The following is a 21731-nucleotide window of genomic DNA, read 5'->3' on the forward strand; positions in this document are numbered from 1 at the left end:
GAGCCGGCCAGGGAAAAAGGGGCTGCTCAGGCGCGTGTATCGACGATTTGGCCCAGGGTCTCCTGGGACTCGGAGGCAGACTCCACCACGCGGGCACCGGCGGCGGCCTGGGCCTCGTGGCTTATGTTGTTGACCAGCGCTTCGGTGATTTCCTGAGGCTGGGATTGATCGTCGCTGCCGGCGGCCGACTGACTGGCGATGGTGCGGGCCGAATTGCCCATGCCCACCTCGGCGCGCTGAATGGCCTGAGCCCCATTGTGGAAGCTGTTACCGATTTCCATCGTCGATCTCCTCGTGGCCCAAGGCCAGGAAGAAATTTACTGCCTGATCTCTAGTCCTCATTGTAGCCCAGGATCGGGAGAAATGCAGGATTCCCGGCTGGTCGCAGCCGCTGGCCTGATAGGCGGTGAGGGCCCGCAGTCAGGCATTGGTATCCACATCGATTCGGTTCTGGCGTCGGCGATAGGTTCCGGCCGGGCTTTCCTGAGTGAACTGTCGCGAAACTGAGCCTATTTGCATGCAAACCTTGGCGAAAACAACGTCTTTTGCAGCGATGCAGGCATCTTCCTGGAGCCGGCGGGCGAGTGCATTCAGCTTTGAAAGTCGTTCCCGCAAATCATCGACCTCTTCCGGGGGCAGTTCCGCCTGAGTCAGTCTTCTTTCCAAGCGGCGGATGGTTTTCTTGAGTCGGAAGGCATTGCCAACGCGTAGGCTGGATTCGGCACCGGAGGGCCCGCCCAACTGGACGGCTCTGATGACTTCATAGGCATCATAGCGACCGCCGAGAATGTGTCCCTTGCGTGTGCCGCGCGCCCCGACCACCAGCTTTGGGCCGGCCTCCACTTCGGAATGGGCAATCAGGTCTCGAACCATCAGGTCCCCACCGCAGCGGATCAAGGCATGTTCCACAAAGCGGGCTTCCACCGAGCCCTCGCACTGTATGACGGCATTGAAGTCAACTCGGCCCCGGCGCCGCTGGCCGATCACGCCGCCGCGAATGACGATATCTCCCCCGGCATCCAGATGGGCGCCATCCACCGTCCCGGAGACAATAATGTCGTCCCTGGCGCGGACCCGCATTCCATGGGCAATTTCTCCCCGGACCCGGACACTGCCATTGAAATCGATATTGCCAGTGGAAAGGTCCACCGCATCCAGGTCCAGGGCCGGGCTGACGGTGACCGAATCCCCCTTCCAGATGGGTTGTCCATCAATGGATGCCACCAGCACATCCGGATCATCGGCACTGATTTCGACCCCGCGCTTGCCGGCCTTCAGACGCTGATCCTTGCCGGCTTTCGCCGGGATGGGCAGGCCGGTCACATCCACCCCGGCCGTGCCCTCAGTGGGCGGGTGACGCCGCAGCAATGGCTGACCCCGTTCGACGGTGATGACCCCACCCAGGTCTCTGAAATCGGCTCTCTCGCTATCGTCAATGCGGGGCCTGCGGTCCACCATATGAGGGACCAGTGGCTCAAACCAGGCGTCGTGTCCGTTCTCCGGTGCACGCCCTTCGGCGATGAGATGATCTTCACCATCGGCACGCTGGACAATGTTTTTGACCCGCTCCAGATCGACGCCTTCCTCCAGTGACTCGGCGCGAAGAAGGTCCAACACTTCCTCCAGAGTTACCGGGACGCCGCCGGCCGGGGCCGAGACTCGAAGCCAGGCTTGCAGACCATCCTTGTCAATCCGCAGGTTGACTTCGCCGTCGGCGAGAAGGCCGATGGGGAAATTGGATACCGTGCCGGTTTTCGCTTCCTTCAGAAAGGTATTGAGCTGTTTTGACTGAAGCTGACAATCCCCATGCCCGGCGGTAGCGATGGCTTCATTCAGTTTTGCCAGCGTCATCTCTCCCAGTGGCTGTTTGTTGCTCGCCAGGAGTTCCTTTCGGGTTTGATCTGTGCGGAATTGAATCCGCGGGTCTGAATCGATTTCGTCAGATTCATCCATAATGCAATTCCCCCAGACAGCAATGCGAACGTCCCCTAATGGTTGAGGATAGCCGAAGCAAGGTGGAATTTGGATGATTCAGAGGTCGATTTGACCTTTGCAAGGCCGGAATTAACGCTAAACTGTCTGATGGCTGCCCAGGTACAGATGATCAGATTGGGTGACAAAACGGCATGAGGGATGTGGGTGACGCCCCATTGAGGCGACCGGCTTGTTTCATTACTCCAAGGAGCGGATATGCTCAGGACCATACTGCAGAGAATCAGGGAAAGCTGGCAGGGAGAGGCCAGACCGGTGAGGTCAGCCCAGCCTGCTCCCTCCAAGGCCGGGGCCGAGTCTGGCCAGGCAGCGAACAATGGCCAGGCCGGATCCTCGCAGGAGGCACCCAGGCCGACATTGCCGGAGTTGTTTGTGGGGCGGCAGCCCATCGTCAACAACCGCCGTGAAATCGTTGCCTACCAATTGTTGTTTCGAGGTGATTTGCGGGCCGACGCCGCGGATGTTCATGACGACGTCGCCGCGACCGGTGATGTGCTTCTCAATACTCTGAACAACCTCGGACTGGATCGGGTGCTCGGGGATGCAGTGGCCTTTATCAAGGTGCCCCCGGAGATGCTGGAGCACCCGCTGCTGGAAATTCTTCCCACAAAGAAGATCATTCTGGATCTGCCCGCGAAGATCAAGGTCGACGACGATATCCTGGCACGAATGGCGGAATTGAAGCGATTGGGCTACCGCTTTGCCATGACCAATTTTCGAACCAAGGACGCGCCTAGTGGGCTGCTGCGGCAACTGGACTTCATCAAGCTCAGTACCGGAGACCTCTCCGAACGGGAGCTCCACTCGGAGGTGCGGAGTCTACGGGGGCATGGCCTGCGCCTGGTAGCCGAAAAAGTGGAAAGTGAAGAAGATTTTCGCCGAGCTCGCTCCCTGTTCATGAATTACTACCAGGGTTACTTTTTTGCTCGCCCGGAGACCCTGCACATGCGCCGGGTTGATCCCCAATCTCAGAGGGTCGCCCGTCTGTTCAATCTGGTGCTATCCGATGCACCCAGAGAGGTCGTTGAAACGGAATTCAAGCAGGATGTGGCTCTGTCCTTTAACATCCTCCGCTATATCAACAGCCCGGGCATGGGGCTGCCGGAGAAGGTTACCTCGCTTCGTCATGCGCTGGTGATGTTGGGCAAGACGCACCTGGCGCGCTGGCTCAGCATGATGATGATGCGCCATGGTGGCAAGAATGCCGCTCCCCGTGCCTTGCTCCGGACAGCCTTGATTCGGGGACGGACGACGGAGATGCTGGGCATAAACCATTTGGGCAGCAATCATCGTGACCCCCTTTTCATGTGCGGCATGTTCTCCATGCTGGATGTCCTTCTCGGCATGAGCCTGGAGGAGGCGGTGAGGAGCCTCAACCTGCAGGAGCCGATCAGTCAGGCACTGGTGGATGGCAGCGGACCCTATCATCCCTACCTGGAATTGGCGCGGGCCTGCGATCATTTTGATGTGGAGGCAATCCGGGCCGGGTCCCGGCGTTTGGGCATCCCTTTGAGGCGGATCAATCAGATTCAGACCGAAGCCATGGTCTGGGCCCGACGCATGGACGAGGACATGCAGGAAGAATAAAGGAACCTCTGATTAATTCATTCGCACCCGCAGCAGGGCCCGGCCCATCGTTACAGCTTGCCAATATTGGGCTAGCGTCGCTCGCCGGCAGCCTTGGCTTGCTGCTTGTTCAGGGCCTCGCGAACACGACGGAATTCCTCCATCAGCTGATCGGGCACGCGCTCACCGAACTGCCCCAGGAAATCACCGATTTCGGTCATTTCCGAACGCCAGAGACCTTCGTCGATACTCAAAAGACCCTCCATGGCGTCTCGATCCAGATCAAGATCGGTCTGGTCAATCCCGTCCAGAGTGGGCAGGTAACCGATGGGGGATTCCACCGCTTCGGCATCGCCGTGGCTGCGGTCCAGCACCCAGCGCAGTACCCGCAGGTTTTCACCGAAACCGGGCCAGATGAACTTGCCATTGCCATCCTGGCGGAACCAGTTGACATGGAAGATCTTCGGCGCCTTGTCCAGTTTGTTCCCCACGCGGATCCAGTGGTCCCAGTAATCGGCGAAGTTGTAGCCACAGAAGGGCTTCATGGCCATGGGGTCACGACGGACCACGCCCTGAGCACCGGTAGCTGCGGCGGTGGTTTCAGAGGCCATGCCGGCACCCACCAGCACGCCGTGATTCCAGTCCCGGGCTTCGAAAATCAGCGGGGCCACATCCTTGCGCCGGCCGCCGAAGAGAATGGCCGAGATGGGGACGCCACGGGGTGATTCCGCTTCCGGGCTTTGGCTGGGATTATTGTTTGCCGAGACGGTAAAGCGGGAGTTGGGATGAGCGGCCGGGCCCATGTCCGCATTGTAGGGGCGGCCCTGCCAGTCATAGGCAGGCTCACCGTCCTTTTTGCCTTCCCACCAGGGCTGATTATCCTCGGTCACCGCCACGTTGGTGAAGATGGTGTCCTGGGTAATCATGTCGTAGGCATTGGGATTGGTCTTGGGACTCGTGCCCGGGACCACGCCGAAATAGCCGGCTTCCGGGTTGATGGCCCAGAGGCGGCCATCCTCGCCCGGATGCAGCCAGGCAATGTCGTCCCCCACGGTCCAGATCTTCCAACCCTTGTGACTTTCCGGGGGGATCAGCATGGCCAGATTGGTCTTGCCACAGGCCGACGGGAAGGCTGCCGCCACGTAATGGGTTTCACCCCTGGGATTCTCAATACCCACAATCAGCATGTGTTCTGCCAGCCAGCCCTCCTGGCGGGCCTGGTGGCTGGCGATTCGCAGGGCGTGGCATTTCTTGCCCAGCAGGGCATTGCCGCCATAGCCGGAACCAAAGCTCATGATTTCCAGTGATTCCGGGAAATGCATGATGAAGCGCCGTTCCGGGTCCAGCTCCCCGGTGGAATGCAGGCCCTTGACGAAGCTGCCCTCGCGCTCGATGCGCTCCAGCGCGGCCTGGCCCATACGGGTCATGCGCCGCATATTGATTACCACGTAGGGGCTATCGGTAATCTCCACACCGCAGCGGGAGAGGGGAGAGTCGATCGGACCCATGCAGTAAGGCACCACATACAGGGTGCGCCCTTCCATGCAGCCCTCGAACAGGCCCAGCATTTTTTCCCGGGCCTCATCCGGTGCCATCCAGTGGTTATTGGGGCCGGCGTCTTCGCGGTCCTCGGTGCAGACGAAAGTCAGGTGCTCCACGCGTGCCACATCGGCGGGGTCGGAGCGGTGCAGATAGCAGTCAGGATGGGTTTTCTCATTGAGGCGGGTCAGTTCGCCGGATTCCAGCATGGCCTCAATCAGGCGGGCATCTTCCGCCTCGCTGCCGTCGCACCAGTGAATCCGTTCCGGACGAGTCAGTCGAGCTACCTCGTCCACCCAGCGGGCGAGTGTCGCGTTGGAAGTTGTCATGGGGACCTCTGTTTCCTTGCTCGAAATTTCGGGGTACAGGCGAGGGTGCCGAGTATAGCGGGCCCCAAGGGCTGCTCGCCAGTCCATGTGACGATTCCATGACAGGCGCGCGACGAACGGCAGCGGCGCAGTCCCCTGGGCGTGAGAAAAGCCGCCCGTGCCTGTAATATGCGCGCCATGGATCAGCAGCCCGCCAAGACCCTTTTCGGCCTGCTGGGGGACGATGGCCCCCTGGCAAAGAGCCTGCCGGATTTTCGCGTGCGCGAAGAGCAGCAGCGCCTTGCCGATGCCGTGGCCGACACCCTGGCCTCCGGCGGCTCCTTGCTCGCCGAGGCCGGCACCGGGGTGGGTAAAACCTTTGCCTATCTGGCACCGGCCCTGGCCAGTCGCCGTCGCTGTATCATTTCCACCGGCACCCGCCACCTCCAGGACCAGCTATTCCATCGCGATTTGCCTCTGGTGATGCGCGCCCTGGGCCAGGAAGGAGAGATGGATCAGGTCGCCCTCCTGAAGGGGCGGAGTAACTACCTCTGTCTGCATCGCCTGGATGGGGCCCGGGATCGCGCCGACCTTGGGCGCAAGGAGCACGAGAGTCTGGAGGCATTGTCCATCTGGTCGCGCCGCAGCGACAGCGGTGATCTGGCCGAGGGGCCCCACCTGAGTGAGCGCTCCCGGCTATGGCCCTTGGTCACCTCCACCCAGGACAATTGCCTTGGCCAGGATTGCCCCCGGCACGATGAATGCTTCGTCCTAAAGGCCAGGCAGGCGGCCATGCAGCGTCGCGTGGTGGTGGTCAATCATCATCTGCTGTTGGCGGATTTTGCTCTCAGGGAGGAAGGGTTCGGGGAATTGCTGCCCCAGGCCGATCTGGTGGTCGTGGACGAGGCCCATCAGCTTCCGGAAACCGCCAGCCGGCATTTCGGCACCGGCGTCAGTGCCCGGCAGTTGCGGGATTTTGCCAGTGACTGCCTGGCCGAGGCGCTGCGAGCCAGTGCCGGCGTCAGTGGTTTTCGAGAAGTGCTGGATCAGCTCAATACCCGGATCCTGGCGGCTCGGGCCGCTTTGCCGGAAGGTGAGCACCGCAGCCGCTGGGATCCGCGGGAGCAGTCGGCGGCCGCCGAGGCGTTGCTTGACCTGTCCAGCACTCTGGCGGTGATCAACGAGCAGCTCGAGACCCTGGGCGGGCACAGTCGAGAGCTGGACAATTGCCGGCGCCGGGGCCTGGCCCTGCAGGAGCGACTGGGACTGTTTCTGCAACAAGACCCGGAAGAGGCGCTGGTTCGCTGGATGGAGGTGAGTGAAAGGGGCTTCATTCTCCATGCCACGCCCCTGTCCACCGCCGATCGTCTGGGGGAGTGGATTGGGAACGTGCCGGCAAGCTGGGTGTTCACCTCGGCGACCTTGGCCGTGCGCGAGGAGCTGTCCCACTTCCGTCAACGCCTGGGCCTGGAGACGGTTGATGAACTGGTGGTGGGCAGTCCCTTCGACTATGCGCGCAATGCAGTGCTTTACCATCCGCGGGAGCTGCCGCCGGTCAACGCCCCGGATTATGTGGAGCGTTTTGCCGAGGTGGTATTGCCACTGGCCGAAGCGGCCCCCGGCGGCAGTTTCTTTTTGTTCACCAGTCACCGGGCATTGCGGCAAGCGGCGGCCTATTTGGCAGATCGGACCGAGCGGGAGGTGCTGGTTCAGGGCGACGGGCCCAGGGCCCGCCTGTTGGCAGCCTTCCGGGAGAACGGCCGGGCCATCCTTCTGGGGACACAGAGCTTCTGGGAGGGGGTGGACGTGAAGGGTGAGGCGCTGAGTCTGGTGGCCATCGACAAACTGCCCTTCCAGTCGCCGGGGGATCCGCTGATCGAGGCCCGGATCGAGGCCATCCGGGAGCGGGGCGGTTCCCCCTTCATGGAATGGCAACTGCCCCAGGCGGTGATCACCCTCAAACAGGGGGTCGGGCGTCTGATCCGTGATGTTGAAGATCGGGGCGTGATGGTGATCGGTGACCCCCGCTTGATGCAGAAGGGCTACGGCAAGATCTTCGTGGACAGTTTGCCGCCCATGGCCAAGACTCGGGACGGAGAAAAAGTGAAACGCTTTCTGGAAAGCCTCGGCCGACAGGCGCCTGAGTTCGAGGAGGAACCGACATGAGCAGGCTTGCCATTGATACCGCCACCGAGGCCTGCTCGGCGGCGCTGGAGCATGGCGGTCGGGTCTATCACCGCTATGAAGTTGCGCCCCGTCGCCATGCGGATCTCATGCTCCCCATGATAGAAAGCCTGCTGGCAGAGGCGGGCTGCGACCGCCGCGAGATTGAGTGGATTGCTTTCGGCCGCGGGCCGGGTGCCTTCACGGGGGTGCGCATTGCGGCCGGCATCGCTCACGGCCTCTCTCTGGGGGTCGGCTGCGGTCTGGTGCCGGTATCCAATCTGGAAGCTCTCGCAGTGGCTGCCGCGACAGAGCGGGGAGAAGCCCAGGTGCTTACCGCCATCGATGCCCGCATGGGCGAGGTCTACTGGGCCGGTTTCGGCGTTGATGGTGATCAGCTGAAAGTGATCGCGCCCGAACAGGTCTGTCCACCCAGTGCCGTCAGGGCGGGAGATATCGCGGTAAAGCAGGCGCTGGCCGTGGGGACCGGATGGGGCACCCATGGTGATGCCTTGATAGAGACACTGGGTGTTAGCCCCGCGACCATAATCCCGGATGCACTGCCGGATGCAGCCGTCATGCTTCGTATTGCCATGACCCGCGTCGCCCAGGGGACCCGCCCACAGGCACCCAGCGCGGCACAGCCGGTTTACCTGCGGGACAAGGTTGCCGTCCCTGGCGGTGGGACAAATCCATCCTGATTGTCATCATCCGGGCACGAAACTGTCATTTCGCTGTAATATTGCACTGATGTAATCCGCATGGGTTTCAAGCATGGAAGGTTCCATGAGCGGAAAACAGATATTGATCGTTGAGGATGACGCGGCCATCCGGGAGATGATCGCATTTTCTCTTAAGCGGGCCGGTTTTGCGGTCAGTGAGGCGGAGGATGCGGAGCAGGCCCGGCTGAGAATCGCAGAGCAGCTGCCTGATCTGGTGATCCTGGACTGGATGCTGCCCGATACCAGTGGCCTGGAATATGCCCGCTTTCTAAAGCGGGAAGAGCTGACCCGCCGGTTGCCGGTGATCATGTTGACTGCTCGTTCCGAGGAGGATGACAAGATCCGCGGCTTTGAGAGCGGTGTGGACGATTACATCACCAAGCCTTTCTCCTCTCGTGAAATGATCGCCCGGATCGAAGCCGTGCTGCGTCGTGCAGCGCCGGAGAGCGAAGACGAGCAGGTCAAGATCAATGGCCTGGAAGTGAACCTTGCCAGTCACCGGGTCTCTGCCGATGGTCAGTCCGTGGACCTTGGTCCCACGGAATATCGCTTGCTCACCTTTTTCATGACCCACCCTGATCGGGTCTACACTCGCGGGCAGTTGCTGGACCGGGTCTGGGGCAGCAATGTCTATGTGGAGGAGCGTACGGTGGATGTGCATATCCGCCGTCTGCGCAAGGCCTTGGCGCCCGTGGGCTATGACAACTATGTGCAGACGGTGCGGGGAACCGGTTACCGTTTTTCTTCCGACTGATGAGCGCCCGGTGACCCCGGGGAAAGGGAGGGTCGGTCAATGCGAGCGCTCTGGTCGCTGGAACTGCTCAGGATTGTGCTGCTTCTGGTGCCGGCGGGCCTTCTGGGCTGGTTGAGCATCGGTCTGGCACCCGGGCTGGTTGTTGGCTTGTCCCTGTATGCCGCCTGGCATCTCTGGCAACTTTATCGTCTGGAGCGCTGGTTTCGGCTGGATCGGAAGAGAAACCCTCCGGTGGGGTCCGGTCTCTGGGGAGAGGTTTTTGATCATTACTATCGACTCCAGCAACGTCATCTAAACCGAAAACGCCGCCTTGCCCGTGTGCTCCGGGAATTCCGCAGTTCCACCGAGGCCATGCCTGATGGCACCGTGGTGCTGGACCGGCAGGGTCATATCGTCTGGTTCAATCAATCGGCCCAGGCAATGATTGGTCTCAAGGGCAGCCAGGACCTGGGGCAGCCCATCAGCAATCTCTTGAGGGAGCCACGCTTTCTCAAGCAGCTTTCCTCGAGAGAGGCCCCGGAAACCATTGAAGTCGGTTCACCAATCCATCGTGACCGGTGGCTCAATCTGAGCGTCGTCCCCTATGGCGAGGGTCAGCGCTTGCTGTTGATCCGAGATGTGACCCGTTTGCACCGCCTGGAACGCATGCGGCGCGATTTTGTCGCCAATGCCTCCCACGAGCTTCGCTCTCCCTTGACTGTGGTACAGGGCTATCTGGACGCACTGGGAGAGGATCCCCATGTGCAGTCCGAATGGCAGCGGCCGGTGGAGGAGATGCAGCGACAGACCCAGCGCATGACTTCAATTGTCAATGACATGCTGGAACTGTCTCGGTTGGAGACAGAGGAGCCGGATGCGATCCGGGATCCGGTGGATGTGAGAGGCATGCTCAACCGCCTCAGGGAGGAAGCCCTGGCGCTGGGGAAAGGGCCGCGGGATGTGCAGGTTGAAGTAAGTGGACGGCCCATGATGCTGGGTGTGGAATCAGAGCTCTATAGCGCCTTCTCCAATCTCGTATTCAACGCCATGCGTTACACGCCGGAATCCGGCAGTGTTCGGCTTGTCTGGGATATTACGCCGGCCGGTTCAGGGCGTTTCTCCGTAATTGATACGGGTCAGGGTGTTGAGCCCAAGCATATCCCTCATCTTACTCAGCGTTTTTACCGTGCCGATCCGGCTCGGACCCGAAAAGAAGGCGGCACCGGTCTGGGCCTGGCAATTGCGAAACATGTCATACAGCGACATGGCGGTCGTCTGGAGATTGAAAGTCAGCCCGGCAAGGGCAGCACTTTCCGTTGCATACTTCCTGCCGATCGTGTTCAGGCATCACCAAATTGAAACAAAGGCTTCACGTACTCGTCATTCATTGGGCCTAGGATGCCCCTGTCACTTCGGGACCTTTTATAGGAATCCCTGGTGGAAGGGGCCCGGGAATTTGTCCGGCGCGCCAATACCTGACTCGATAAACTACTGAGGCTGTAAGGAGAATATTGAATGAACATGATCAAGTTCGGCACGCTTGCCCTCACTGCCGCTATTGGCGTCTCCGTTGCGGTGCCGGCCATGGCCGATCCCAAGCCCCGGGGGCGGATACATCTCGACTACGCCTTGCATGATGAAGATAATATCGATCTGGCGGATGGTCATCGACTCCGTCGTGCCCGTCTGGGTGTGAGTGGCAGTGTTGACGACAACTGGTCCTATCAGTCGGAAATCGACTTCGCGGAAAATGGTGTTGGCTTTCGCGATGTCTATCTGCGTTATACGGGCCTGGAGAATGGTGACCTCACTATCGGCCATTTCAAGGTGCCTTTCGGCATGGATGAGCTGACCAGCTCGAATCACCTTGCTTTCATCGAGCGGTCCCTGCCCACCAGCTTTGCTCAGTCCCGTCGTACCGGCTTCGGTTACCGCAGCGGTGGTGATAACTGGGGATTCGCCAGCATGCTCTTTGGCCAGGGGGTCGGAACCAACAATGACCGTGTTTCTGACGGTGCTGACGAGGGTTTTGGTATTGGCGCCCGCATTTTCGGCACCCCGGTGAACAATGACAACAGTATTCTCCACCTGGGCGCGGCCTTTACCAGCGAAGACACTGCTTCCAGTGAGGACGAAACCGCACGCTTTCGGGCCCGTCCCGAGTCCCGGGTCACGGGTATTCGACTCGTGGATACCGGCACCATCGATGAGGTTGACCGAATCAACCGCTTTGGCCTGGAGGCCGGTTATCAGGTTGGTGCCCTGACTCTGCAAGGTGAGTATCTGTCAGTGAGCACGGACCGGAAAAGCGGCTTCAGCGATGTGGATTTTGATGGCTATTACGCCCAAGCCAGTTACGTCTTCGGGGGCTCGAAGCGGGCCTACCGTGGCGGTGCCTTCCGTAACCCGGAAGTCGGATCCTGGGAAGTTGCCCTGCGCTACAGTCATATTGATCTGAATGATGGCGATTTCCAGGGTGGTGAACAGGACAATATCACCCTCGGCTTGAACTACTATGCCGCCAAGAATGTTCGGTTCATGTGGAACTATATCGCGGTGGACGCCGATATGGGTGGCGTATCGGACAAGCCCAATATCTTCCTCTTCCGAACTCAGGTTTCCTTCTGACACCCTCTTAGTAGTAGGTGCTTTTGTGAAAGGCCCTGTCTTCGGCAGGGCCTTTTCTTGTTTTGCTGGTCCCGCCCTATAGACCAGCGGCATGGTGTTTCTGGCCGGGGCCATAGATAGGCCATGGCAAGCCGAAGGCAAAGCCCTGCCGGCTCCAAGGCCGGGACGCAAGCTGTCATTGCCATGGAAGGGTAATATCCCGACTGATCAACGCCTGGGAGCGGTCACAAAACTGTCAAATCACTTTCCTACCATTGTCATTCTTCAGGCCGACAATGCTCCTGCGTATCGGGGAGACACTGGGTTTCCCTGCATTGACTCGCAAACCTGAAGAGGGAAGTGACCATGCTGAGAAAGCTGATGACCGCCGGAATTGTCGCCGGACTGGCTGCCCCCGTCGTGGCGGTAGCCGATGTGGACCCCAACCTGCCCGAATACGAGGCCGTCTCCGGGATTTCCGGAAACCTGTCCTCCCAGGGCTCGGATACCCTGAACAACCTCATGGCCCTGTGGGCCGAGGAATTCCAGGACTTCTATCCCAACGTCAATATCCAGATCCAGGGTGCCGGCACCTCCACCGCCCCGCCCGCCCTGGCCGAAGGGACCGCCAACTTCGGGCCCATGAGCCGTGGCATGCGTGACAGCGAAATGGCCGACTTCGAGCGGGCACATGGTTATGAAGCCACACTGGTGCCGGTGGCCATCGACGTGCTTGCGGTCTACGTCAATCGGGACAATCCCATCGACGGTCTTACCATTCCGCAGATAGACGCCATTTTCTCCGACACCCGCCGCTGTGGTCACGATGAAACCATCACCCGCTGGGGGCAGGTCGGCCTGAGTGGTGCCTGGTCCAACCGGGATATCACTCTCTACAGTCGTAATGCCGTCTCCGGGACCTATGGCTACTTCCGTCAGCATGCCCTCTGCGATGGCGACTTCAAGGATGCCATCAACGAGCAGCCCGGTTCCGCCTCCGTGGTGCAGGGCGTCACGGAATCCCGTAATGGCATTGGCTACTCGGGCATTGGTTACAACACCTCGGGCGTGAAAGCCATCAAGGTCGGTCGTGAGGATGGCGAGCTTTTCGAGCCCAACGCCGAGAACGCAGCTACCGGCGATTATCCGCTGGCTCGCTTCCTGTACGTGGCGGTGAACAAGCACCCCAACGAGGAACTGCCGCCCCTGGAGCGTGAGTTTTTCAGGCTGGTGCTGTCCCGACAGGGCCAGGAAGTGACCGTTCGTGACGGCTTCATCCCCCTGCCGGCCTCCGTCGCTGAACAGTGGAGAGATCGTCTGGGCCTGTAACACAGCCCCTTCACGTTCATTGATGTGGCAGAGCGCCCGGTGACAGCCGGGCGTTTTTTTTAATGTAATCAATGGCGTGTTTCATTAATGAGATCCTTAACCATTGTGTCGCGAAACTGTCATGTTTCTGTCATGAGTGCTCCGTAGCATTGCCGGCGCAACGAGCGGACCCGTTCAGGACGGGCCACAAATGGAAGCAGGCACTCGGGACAGATCAACGATGAGCAAGCAGAGTGAAGCAGGGTCGCCGGAGGCGGGCCACGGTGACGACGGCCTGATGCCCGGGCCGGAGGCCCGGACCCGGCTGCGTCGCTGGCGTCGAACCAAGGACTGGTTTGCCAAGGGTTTTGTGGCCATGGCGGGGATCGGTGTGATTATCTCCCTGGCGACCATCTTCGTGTATCTGTTCAGCGAAGTGACTCCCCTGTTCAAGGGTGCGGATCTGGATGAGCCGATCAGTTACGAAATGCCGGGTTTTGATCAGGCCGAGACACTCTATTTCGCCACTGATCGGCATAACGCCGTGGGCGTTCGCTATACGAGCGAGGGCCAGGCGATATATTTCCAGCCGGAGTCCGGTGAAGTCCTGCGAACCGAAATGCTGGACATTCCCCTCGGCGTGGCGATTACCAGCTTTGCGACCGGCGAGCCGCGGACCGGGTTGGCCGCATTTGGCCTGTCTGACGGTACAGCCCTGGTGGTTCAACTCGAGTATGAGATCACTTATCCGGACAATCAACGCCAAGTAACCCCTCGCCTCAGGTTCCCGTTGGGCGAAGAACCCATTCGGGTCGCCGAAGAACGTATTGCGGTGCGCAATATCGCCGTCCAGGAGGGGGGGCGCGGTTATGCCCTGATAACCGAGACCACCAACGGGGCATTGACTTATGCGCGCTACGAGGCCCGGCGTCACTTCATGACTGACGAGGTGGAGCTGACTCGTAGCATGCATGCGCTGCCGACGCCCCCCGGTGAGATCTCCTCCATGCTGGTGGACATTACCCTGCGCAACCTGGTGATCGGCGACCAGCAGGGTAGTCTCCATTATTATGATATCCACCGTCCGGAGCAGGCTCGCCTGGTGGACAGTACCAGCGTGGTGGAAGGGGTGGAGGGCGGCGTCACCGCCATGGAATACCTGTTGGGCACCGTGTCTATCATCGTCGGCGGGGCCGATGGTTCCCTGACCCAATGGTTCCTGGTTCGCGACGAGGACAATGTTCGGCGTCTGACCCGCATTCGCGAGTTCGATCGTCATCCGGGTGCCATTACCCATATCTTCCCGGAATATGCCCGCAAGGGATTTATTGTCGGTGATGAAAGTGGTCATGTGGGGGTGCATTACGGAACATCAGCCCGCACTCTGGCCATGGAGCAGGTTTCCGATCAGCCCATCCGGCGGGTAGCCGTCTCACCGCGCAACAACAGCTTCCTGTTCACGGATGCGCCGGACCGGCTCACGTTCGGCCGCATGACCAATCCCCACCCGGAAATATCCTTCGGCGCCCTGTGGAACCGGGTCTGGTACGAGGGCCGTGATCGGCCGGAGTATGTGTGGCAATCATCTTCGGCCACCGACGAGTTCGAGCCCAAGTTCAGCTTCGTGCCCCTGTCCGTCGGGACCCTCAAGGCCGCGTTCTACGCCATGCTTTTTGCCATGCCATTGGCAATCATGGGCGCCATCTACACGGCCTATTTCATGACGCCCCGCCTGCGCGGCGTGGTCAAGCCAACCATCGAGATCATGGAGGCCCTGCCGACGGTCATTCTGGGTTTTCTCGCCGGGCTGTGGATGGCGCCCTTTGTGGAGAACAACCTGCCGGCGGTATTCAGCATTCTGATCCTGATGCCCGTCTTCATGATGGCGGCCGCTTTTTTGTGGACACGTGTGCTCCCGGTCACTCTGCGTGAGCGGGTGCCGCCAGGCTGGGAGGCCGCCATACTGGTGCCGGTGGTGCTGGTGGTGGGCTATGTCTGCGTCAGTGCCAGCCCCTGGGTAGAGGTGGCCCTGTTTGACGGTGACATGCGCCAGTGGTTTACCGAGCAGGGTATCGCCTACGACCAGCGTAACGCTCTGGTTGTGGGCTTCGCCATGGGCTTTGCAGTGATTCCCACCATCTTCTCCATTGCCGAGGACGCGGTGTTCAACGTGCCCAAGCACCTGACTCAGGGCTCCCTGGCTCTCGGCGCAACACCGTGGCAGACCATGGTGGGAGTCGTGCTGCTTACCGCCAGCCCGGGGATCTTTTCCGGGGTAATGATCGGCTTCGGCCGAGCCGTGGGCGAGACCATGATTGTGTTGATGGCCACCGGGAACAGCCCGGTGGTGAATTTCAATATCTTCGAGGGAATGCGCACCCTGTCGGCCAACATTGCCGTGGAGATGGGCGAGGCCGCCCGCGGCGGGACGCATTACCGGATTCTCTTCCTGGCGGCGCTGGTTCTGTTCATGGCGACCTTTGTCCTCAACACCATTGCCGAAATCGTCCGCCAGCGTCTGCGGCGCAAGTACAGCTCACTCTGATCCCGCCATCGGGACGGTATTGACGGGAAACATGCAATGACGAACTGGTTCAAGAGTGGCACACCCTGGATCTGGCTGAACGCCGGTGCGGTGACCCTGAGCATGATCATGGTGATCGGCCTCATTGGTCTGATCGCCGTGCGAGGCCTCGGACATTTCTGGCCGTCGGATATTGCCGAGATCACGTATCTTTCTGAAGACGGTGAGGAAAGACGGCTGATCGGCGAATTGAGCCAGAGCGAGACCATGACCGCAGCCGCCATGCGAGAGACGGGGCTTGAGGTGCCGGAGGACCAGGAGGTGGTGGTACGACACCTGATCAAGCATGGCAACCGAGACCTGCTGCCCCGGGATTTTGCCTGGTATGTGGCGGAGCAACTCAGGGACTGGCGTTATCCGGAAAATCTGGTTCGCCTGGAGCGCCGGGAATGGGGTGACTTTTATGGCTACGTCCGGGAAGTGCGGGAAGGGGGTGTGCCGGTCGCCACCGGTGATGCCGCTCTCCAGGCCCTTGTGGATCTGGCGCCACAGAGTGTTCGTCTGATGGACGAGGTTGCTCGTATTGATCGCTACGAAATCGGTGGCGTCAACTTCCGGATGGAGCAGATTCGCCTGGAACGTCGCCGAGTTGAAATGGACGAGCGCATGTCCGAGACGGCAAAGGCCGAGCGTTACGAGGAACTGGACGCGGAGATGGGTTCGCTCCAGGAGGAATACAATCAGCTTCGTGAGCAGAGGCAGCTGAAGCGGGACCAGGCGGGCAATGTTTCCGCAGTTTTCGAGGTCATGGACGGTCGGATGGTGGAGATCAACTTCGCCAATCTTGTCCGGGCTACTGCGCCAAATGCCATGTCAACCTCAGAGAAAATCGGTGAGTACTTCTCCCGCTTCTGGCGCTTTCTCTCCGATTATCCCCGGGAGGCCAATACGGAAGGCGGTATTTTTCCGGCCATCTTCGGCACGGTGACCATGGTCATGATCATGTCCATATTCGTCACACCCTTTGGTGTGCTCGCCGCCATCTATCTGCGGGAGTACGCCAAGCAGGGGCCGCTTACACGAGCCATCCGTATTTCCGTGAACAATCTGGCCGGGGTGCCGTCCATTGTCTTCGGTGTATTTGGTCTGGGCTTTTTCGTCTATTTCATCGGCGGCAATATCGACCAGGTTTTCTACCCGGAGGCCCTGCCGGCACCCACATTTGGTACCCCGGGCCTGATCTGGGTTTCTCTCACCCTGGCCTTGCTGACCCTGCCGGTGGTGATCGTCTCCACGGAGGAAGGACTGGCACGGATTCCCAAGACCGTACGGGAGGGAAGTCTGGCTTTGGGGGCCACCAAGGCCGAGACCCTCTGGCGGACAGTGGTGCCACTGGCCTCGCCGGCCATGATGACCGGCTTGATCCTGGCAGTGGCCCGTGCCGCGGGGGAGGTGGCGCCGCTGATGCTGGTGGGCGTGGTGAAGCTGGCACCCAATCTACCGGTGGATGGACAGTTCCCCTATGTCCACCTGGAGCGCAGCATCATGCATCTGGGCTTTCATATCTATGACGTGGGATTCCAGAGTCCCAACGTAGAGGCGGCAAGGCCCCTGGTTTACGCCACCGCACTGGTTCTGGTGACCATCATCATCATCCTCAATCTGACGGCCATCGCGATCCGTAACCGGCTTCGCGAGAAGTACAAGAGCGAGAGTGACTGACTCTCAGGCTCGGTTTTCTACCAACAATCAATGGTATCAAGACATGACAGAGCAGAAGCAGGGAAAAGAGCCCGTCACCCATGCCATGGACCCGAAGTATTTCGCCAGTCAGGAGGGTGGCCGGCGACTGAAGCTTTCGGATGAGGAAAGCTGCATCAATATCAGAGACCTGAAGCTCTGGTACGGCGAGGATCAGGCACTCAAGGGCATAGACCTGATGATCCCGTCCCGACGGGTTACCGCCTTTATCGGGCCCAGTGGCTGTGGAAAATCCACGCTGCTGCGATGCATGAACCGGATGAACGACCTTATCGACACATGTCGCATCGAGGGCAAGATAGAGATCGATGGGGAGGATATCTACGCCCCCAAGGTGGATGTTCCTGAATTGCGGCGACGTGTGGGTATGGTCTTTCAGAAGCCCAATCCCTTTCCCAAGAGCATTTACGAAAATGTGGCTTACGGACTACGGCTTCAGGGGGTGCGTGACCGGCGCAAGCTGGATGCGGTGGTGGAACGATCGCTGAAACGGGCTGCCCTCTGGGATGAAGTCAAGGACCGCTTGCACGAAAACGCCTTCGGCCTGTCCGGCGGCCAGCAGCAGCGACTGGTGATCGCAAGAGCCGTGGCCATTGAACCTGAGGTTCTCTTGCTGGATGAGCCTGCTTCGGCGCTGGACCCCATTTCCACGGCGAAGATCGAGGAGCTGATCTACGAACTCAAGAACGACTACACTATCGTGATCGTGACTCACAACATGCAGCAGGCCGCCCGGGTATCCGATTACACCGCCTATCTCTACATGGGTGAGCTGATTGAGTACAACGACACAGTCAGCGTCTTCACCAATCCCAGGAAGAAGGCTACCGAAGATTACATTACCGGCCGCTACGGCTGATCTATCGCGACCGCAGGGGTGCGACATGGATAAACTGAATCTTGATCAACATATCTCCCGCCAGTTCAACCGTGAGCTGGAAGACGTTCGGAATAGGGTCCTCGCCATGGGTGGGCTGGTTGAGAACCAGATTGCGGGGGCAATCCGATCGCTGATCGAAAGCGATGCTTCAGTTGCCCAAGCAGTGATCGATGGCGACGGCCAAGTCAATGCAATGGAAAAGGAAATTGACGAGGAGTGCAATTTGATTCTGGCACGCCGCCAGCCGGCAGCCAGCGATCTCAGGCTGGTGATTGTGATCCTAAAGACCATCACAGATCTTGAGCGCATGGGTGATGAGGCAGAGCGCATTGCTCGACTGGCTTCGCGGCTTGCAGAGGGTGATCAGCCCGCTCATCGCTATCGGGAGCTGGGCCGCCTGGGCGGCTATGTGCAATCCATGCTCCGCGATGCGCTGGATGGATTCGCCCGCTTATCCCCGAAAGTGGCAGTTGATCTGGCTCGGGCGGACGAAACTGTCGATGCAGAGTATGAGGTCATCATGCGTCAGAATATTACCTATATGATGGAAGATCCAAGGAATGTGCGACGCACCCTGGATATGAGTTTTGTGGCTCGCTCCCTCGAAAGAATTGGGGATCACGCCAAGAATATTGGGGAGTACATTATCTATCTCGTCGAGGGGAAGGACTTGCGACATGCGCCGGTTGAGGAAATGGAGCGAGAGATTGGGGGGGGAGGGAAGGAGTCAGAGAGCCCTTAGCGCTGCAGGCGATTTTTGTTAAAGACACGGGAGCGGCACCTTTGCCGCTCCCGTGTCGGTTCTGATGTTATCACTCAGGATTTGGCTGGTTCAACCTTAGCCTGATCCCGAGCAATTTCTTCCCGTTTGCTTCTGGCCCGATAGAAAAAGGTGATGATCGTCGAGTTGATGACGATGAATAAAGAGTACATCACCGGGATCAGCATGATCTCCTGCTGAATAGCCCCATCGAAGGTAAGGACCACGATGAGAATGGCCAGCGGTCCGTTCTGGATGCCGGTTTCGAGAGATACCGTTCGGGCTTTCTGCTTGTTCATGCGGAAGCCGCGGCTAAACCAGTAGCCGATCAGGAAGCCGCAAAGGCCAAGGAATATGGCCGAGCCATATACTTCCGGGCCAGTCTCCATTAGAAGTTGCCAGTTTCTCGGGATCCAGGTAACGAGCAGGAATAGAATAACCACCACGCCCAGCAGGCCGCCGATCAACTCGGTTACGGCTCCGAAATTGGCGTTCTTCTTGCGCGCCCACATGCCGATGACCGTTGGAATAAGCAGAACGAAGAGGATGCTGGCAATGTTCTCGGGCGGAATTCGCAGTGCATCCTCGACACCTCGCGTATACAGCTCCATGACCAGTGGCACCATGATGAAGGCGGCAATGGTTGAGCAGATGGTCATCAGGATGCTCAGGCTCAGCATGCTCTTGGAGAAATAGGCGAAGATGTTGGATGTGGTCCCGCCTGGTACGCAGCCCATCAGAATCAGGCCAATGGTCTGCGGGCCGCTGAGATTGAAGACCTGGGCCAGAATGTAGGCAATCAAGGGCATGAAAAGGTATTGAGACGCAAAGCCGATGCCGATGGCCTGGGGGTGACGGAGGGCGATGCGGAAGTCCTTGAAGGTCAGCGAGGCCCCCATGCCCAGCATGATGACAATCATCATGATTGCCAGTAGTTGTTCCTCAAGTGGTGTCAGCATGTTTCAGTCCCCTGGTCAGGCAGCAGTCTTGTTCTTGGTTTTGGCCGTGGCAGCCTTGCTGCCATCCTCGATTTCAGCCCGGAGCTCCTTGCGCAGCACCTTGCCAACCGGCGTTTTCGGTAATTCATCCCGGAAGATGAAGCGCTTGGGCCGCTTGTACCCCGCCAGGTTCTCCTTGCAATGAGCAGCGAGTTCTTGCTCGGTCAGGCTCTCATCGCGCTTGACGACGAATGCCCATGGCACCTCACCGGATTTCTCGTCGGTCAAACCCACAACTGCCGATTCATGAACCTTGTCCACCTGGGCGAGGCATTCCTCGACCTCATTGGGGTAGACGTTAAAGCCGCTAACCAGAATCATGTCCTTCTTCCGGTCCACGATGCGGAAAAAGCCGTCTTCGTCCATGGCGGCCACATCGCCGGTGTATAGCCAGCCGTCGCGGAGGGTCTTTTCCGTTTCCTCGGGGCGGTTCCAGTAGCCCTGCATGATCTGTGGTCCTTTGGCGATCAATTCGCCTGCTTCGCCCGGTGTCACGCATTGGCCTTCTTCATCCACGATCCGTACCTGGGTGCCGGGCGCTGGGATGCCAATGCTGTCCTGACGGGTTCGGCTGATGGGGTTGAAGCAGAGCAGGGGGGAGCTTTCGGTGAGGCCGTAACCCTCGGCAATGGGGCAGCCCACCACCTGTTCCCAGCGCTCGGCCACTGATTGATGCAAGGCCGTGCCGCCCGCCAGGGCGACCTTCATGGTCTTGGGGGGGTAGACGTTGAACCATTCCTCATTGAGGAGTGCGTTGTAAAGCGTGTTCACCCCTGTGATCCAGTTGACGGGGTAGTTCTCAATGGCCCGTTGACAGTTCTGGATGGGGCGAGGGCTGGGGACCAGTACATTGCGCCCACCATGGTGGTAGAAAAGCAGGAGATTCACGGTGAAGGCGAAGATGTGATACATGGGCAGGGCGGTAACCACGCAGTCTTTACCCGGTTCCGCATAATCCTGGGAGATCAGGTCCAGCTGACGCATGTTGACCAGGAGGTTTCCATGACTCAGCAGGGCCCCCTTGCTGACACCGGTGGTGCCGCCGGTGTACTGCAGGACCGCACCGTCCTCAAGACGGATTCCGCTGCTGTAGTCCGCCACCGAAATGGAGTCTTCATTGAGACGGCGACGGCCCACTTCCACTGCCCGGTGGATGGAAGTCGCCTTGAGATTATGGTCGGGAATGGCCCGGTTCCACCACCGTAATACGCCCTTCATGATTCCGCGCACAATAGGTGGGAACCACTGGGCCAGACTGCAAACGACGACATGCTTGACCGGTGTTTCTTTGATCACCGATTCCAGTTTGTCCATGAACATGTCAAGTATGACCACCACCTCGGCTCCGGAGTCGTTGAACTGATGACGCATTTCCGGGCCGGTGTAGAGGGGGTTGGTGTTTACCAGAACACAGCCGGCTTTGAGGGTGCCGAAGGCGGCGATGGGAAAAGACAGACAGTTGGGCATCTGTACAGCCACCCGGGTGCCTGCTTCCAGACCAAGCTCTTCTCGAAGGTAAACAGCAAAGGCGTCGGACATTTCCTCCACCTCTGAATAGCGCAGCGAGCCGTTCATGCCATTGGGCATGCAGGTGGTGAAGGCTATCTTGTCGCAGTAAGCCTGGGAGGCCTCCCGAATGAGATCGGGCAGGCTGTCGTAGCCGGCTACCACCTGGTCCGGCTCAATGGGGTGTTCGTACTGGTCCGACCAGGGTGCGCGGTCATAGGCCTGGCAATCGCTCATGCTTCAGTCCCCTTAATTCAAACAAGTGTTCAAGACTACCATCGGATCAGCCGCAGCGGGTAGTGGGTGCGGCTAATCTGCCGGATTTGCCCGGCCTGGCCCGCCTATCAATGACGAGGAAAGCAGG

The 21731-nt window shown here is 59.5% G+C and carries 16 protein-coding genes; 11 read left to right on the forward strand and 5 right to left on the reverse strand.

All coding sequences use genetic code 11. From position 1 onward, the window contains the following. Window positions 1-26: 26 nt before the first annotated feature. A complete protein-coding gene (locus VCB98_RS00790; RefSeq protein WP_346049456.1) occupies window positions 27-281 on the reverse strand; it encodes a hypothetical protein in 255 nt (84 codons plus the stop codon). Between the two features lie 139 nt (window positions 282-420). Continuing rightward, window positions 421-1953: a flagellar assembly protein A gene (locus tag VCB98_RS00795; RefSeq protein WP_346049458.1), complete on the reverse strand. Its 1533-nt coding sequence runs from the start codon at window positions 1951-1953 to the stop codon at window positions 421-423. 237 nt (window positions 1954-2190) lie between these two features. Here VCB98_RS00795 and VCB98_RS00800 point away from each other — a divergent pair, with 237 nt between their 5' ends. Next, entirely contained in the window at window positions 2191-3579 is a 1389-nt protein-coding gene (locus VCB98_RS00800) for an EAL and HDOD domain-containing protein (protein ID WP_346049460.1), read from the forward strand. A 71-nt stretch (window positions 3580-3650) separates the two neighbouring features. Here the strand turns inward: VCB98_RS00800 and VCB98_RS00805 are convergent, their stop codons facing one another. Next, complete coding sequence (locus tag VCB98_RS00805; RefSeq protein WP_346049462.1) at window positions 3651-5513, reverse strand: phosphoenolpyruvate carboxykinase (GTP); 1863 nt, start codon at window positions 5511-5513, stop codon at window positions 3651-3653. A 54-nt stretch (window positions 5514-5567) separates the two neighbouring features. Between VCB98_RS00805 and yoaA the strand changes: the two genes are divergently transcribed. From yoaA to phoU, 10 genes are all read left to right on the forward strand, one after another. After that, on the forward strand, window positions 5568-7571 hold the full coding sequence (gene yoaA / locus VCB98_RS00810; RefSeq protein ID WP_346049464.1) for a DNA repair helicase YoaA: 2004 nt from the start codon (window positions 5568-5570) through the stop codon (window positions 7569-7571). Beyond that, complete coding sequence (tsaB, locus tag VCB98_RS00815) at window positions 7568-8269, forward strand: tRNA (adenosine(37)-N6)-threonylcarbamoyltransferase complex dimerization subunit type 1 TsaB (RefSeq protein WP_346049466.1); 702 nt, start codon at window positions 7568-7570, stop codon at window positions 8267-8269. Before yoaA ends, tsaB begins: the two co-directional genes overlap by 4 nt. Window positions 8270-8354: 85 nt before the next feature. Continuing rightward, the gene (gene phoB, locus VCB98_RS00820; protein ID WP_346049468.1) at window positions 8355-9044 is read left to right on the forward strand and encodes a phosphate regulon transcriptional regulator PhoB; all 690 of its coding nucleotides are present in this window, start codon (window positions 8355-8357) and stop codon (window positions 9042-9044) included. Between the two features lie 39 nt (window positions 9045-9083). Continuing rightward, window positions 9084-10382 (forward strand): phosphate regulon sensor histidine kinase PhoR, encoded by a 1299-nt coding sequence (gene phoR / locus VCB98_RS00825; RefSeq protein ID WP_346049470.1) that lies wholly within the window; start codon window positions 9084-9086, stop codon window positions 10380-10382. Window positions 10383-10538: 156 nt separating this feature from the next. Next, window positions 10539-11651 (forward strand): OprO/OprP family phosphate-selective porin, encoded by a 1113-nt coding sequence (locus VCB98_RS00830; protein ID WP_346049472.1) that lies wholly within the window; start codon window positions 10539-10541, stop codon window positions 11649-11651. Window positions 11652-11996: 345 nt separating this feature from the next. Beyond that, a complete protein-coding gene (locus VCB98_RS00835) occupies window positions 11997-12959 on the forward strand; it encodes a PstS family phosphate ABC transporter substrate-binding protein (protein ID WP_346049474.1) in 963 nt (320 codons plus the stop codon). A gap of 277 nt (window positions 12960-13236) precedes the next feature. Then, window positions 13237-15483 carry an ABC transporter permease subunit gene (locus VCB98_RS00840; protein WP_346049584.1) on the forward strand — a complete coding sequence of 749 codons (2247 nt, stop codon included), beginning with the start codon at window positions 13237-13239 and terminating at the stop codon, window positions 15481-15483. Window positions 15484-15519: 36 nt separating this feature from the next. Beyond that, complete coding sequence (gene pstA / locus VCB98_RS00845) at window positions 15520-17184, forward strand: phosphate ABC transporter permease PstA (RefSeq protein WP_346049476.1); 1665 nt, start codon at window positions 15520-15522, stop codon at window positions 17182-17184. Between the two features lie 43 nt (window positions 17185-17227). Then, window positions 17228-18082, forward strand: coding sequence for a phosphate ABC transporter ATP-binding protein PstB (gene pstB, locus VCB98_RS00850; RefSeq protein ID WP_374729179.1), 855 nt, complete (start codon window positions 17228-17230; stop codon window positions 18080-18082). Window positions 18083-18107: 25 nt separating this feature from the next. Further along, on the forward strand, window positions 18108-18845 hold the full coding sequence (gene phoU / locus VCB98_RS00855; RefSeq protein ID WP_346049478.1) for a phosphate signaling complex protein PhoU: 738 nt from the start codon (window positions 18108-18110) through the stop codon (window positions 18843-18845). A gap of 74 nt (window positions 18846-18919) precedes the next feature. On the opposite strand, the gene VCB98_RS00860 is transcribed toward phoU, so the two are convergent. Together VCB98_RS00860 and VCB98_RS00865 are read right to left on the reverse strand one after the other, a co-directional pair. Continuing rightward, window positions 18920-19822: a bile acid:sodium symporter gene (locus tag VCB98_RS00860; protein WP_346049480.1), complete on the reverse strand. Its 903-nt coding sequence runs from the start codon at window positions 19820-19822 to the stop codon at window positions 18920-18922. 15 nt (window positions 19823-19837) lie between these two features. Beyond that, window positions 19838-21604 carry an AMP-binding protein gene (locus tag VCB98_RS00865; protein ID WP_346049482.1) on the reverse strand — a complete coding sequence of 589 codons (1767 nt, stop codon included), beginning with the start codon at window positions 21602-21604 and terminating at the stop codon, window positions 19838-19840. Window positions 21605-21731 lie beyond the last annotated feature (127 nt).

This window comes from Natronospira elongata, assembly GCF_034931365.1.
Taxonomy (GTDB): domain Bacteria; phylum Pseudomonadota; class Gammaproteobacteria; order Natronospirales; family Natronospiraceae; genus Natronospira; species Natronospira elongata.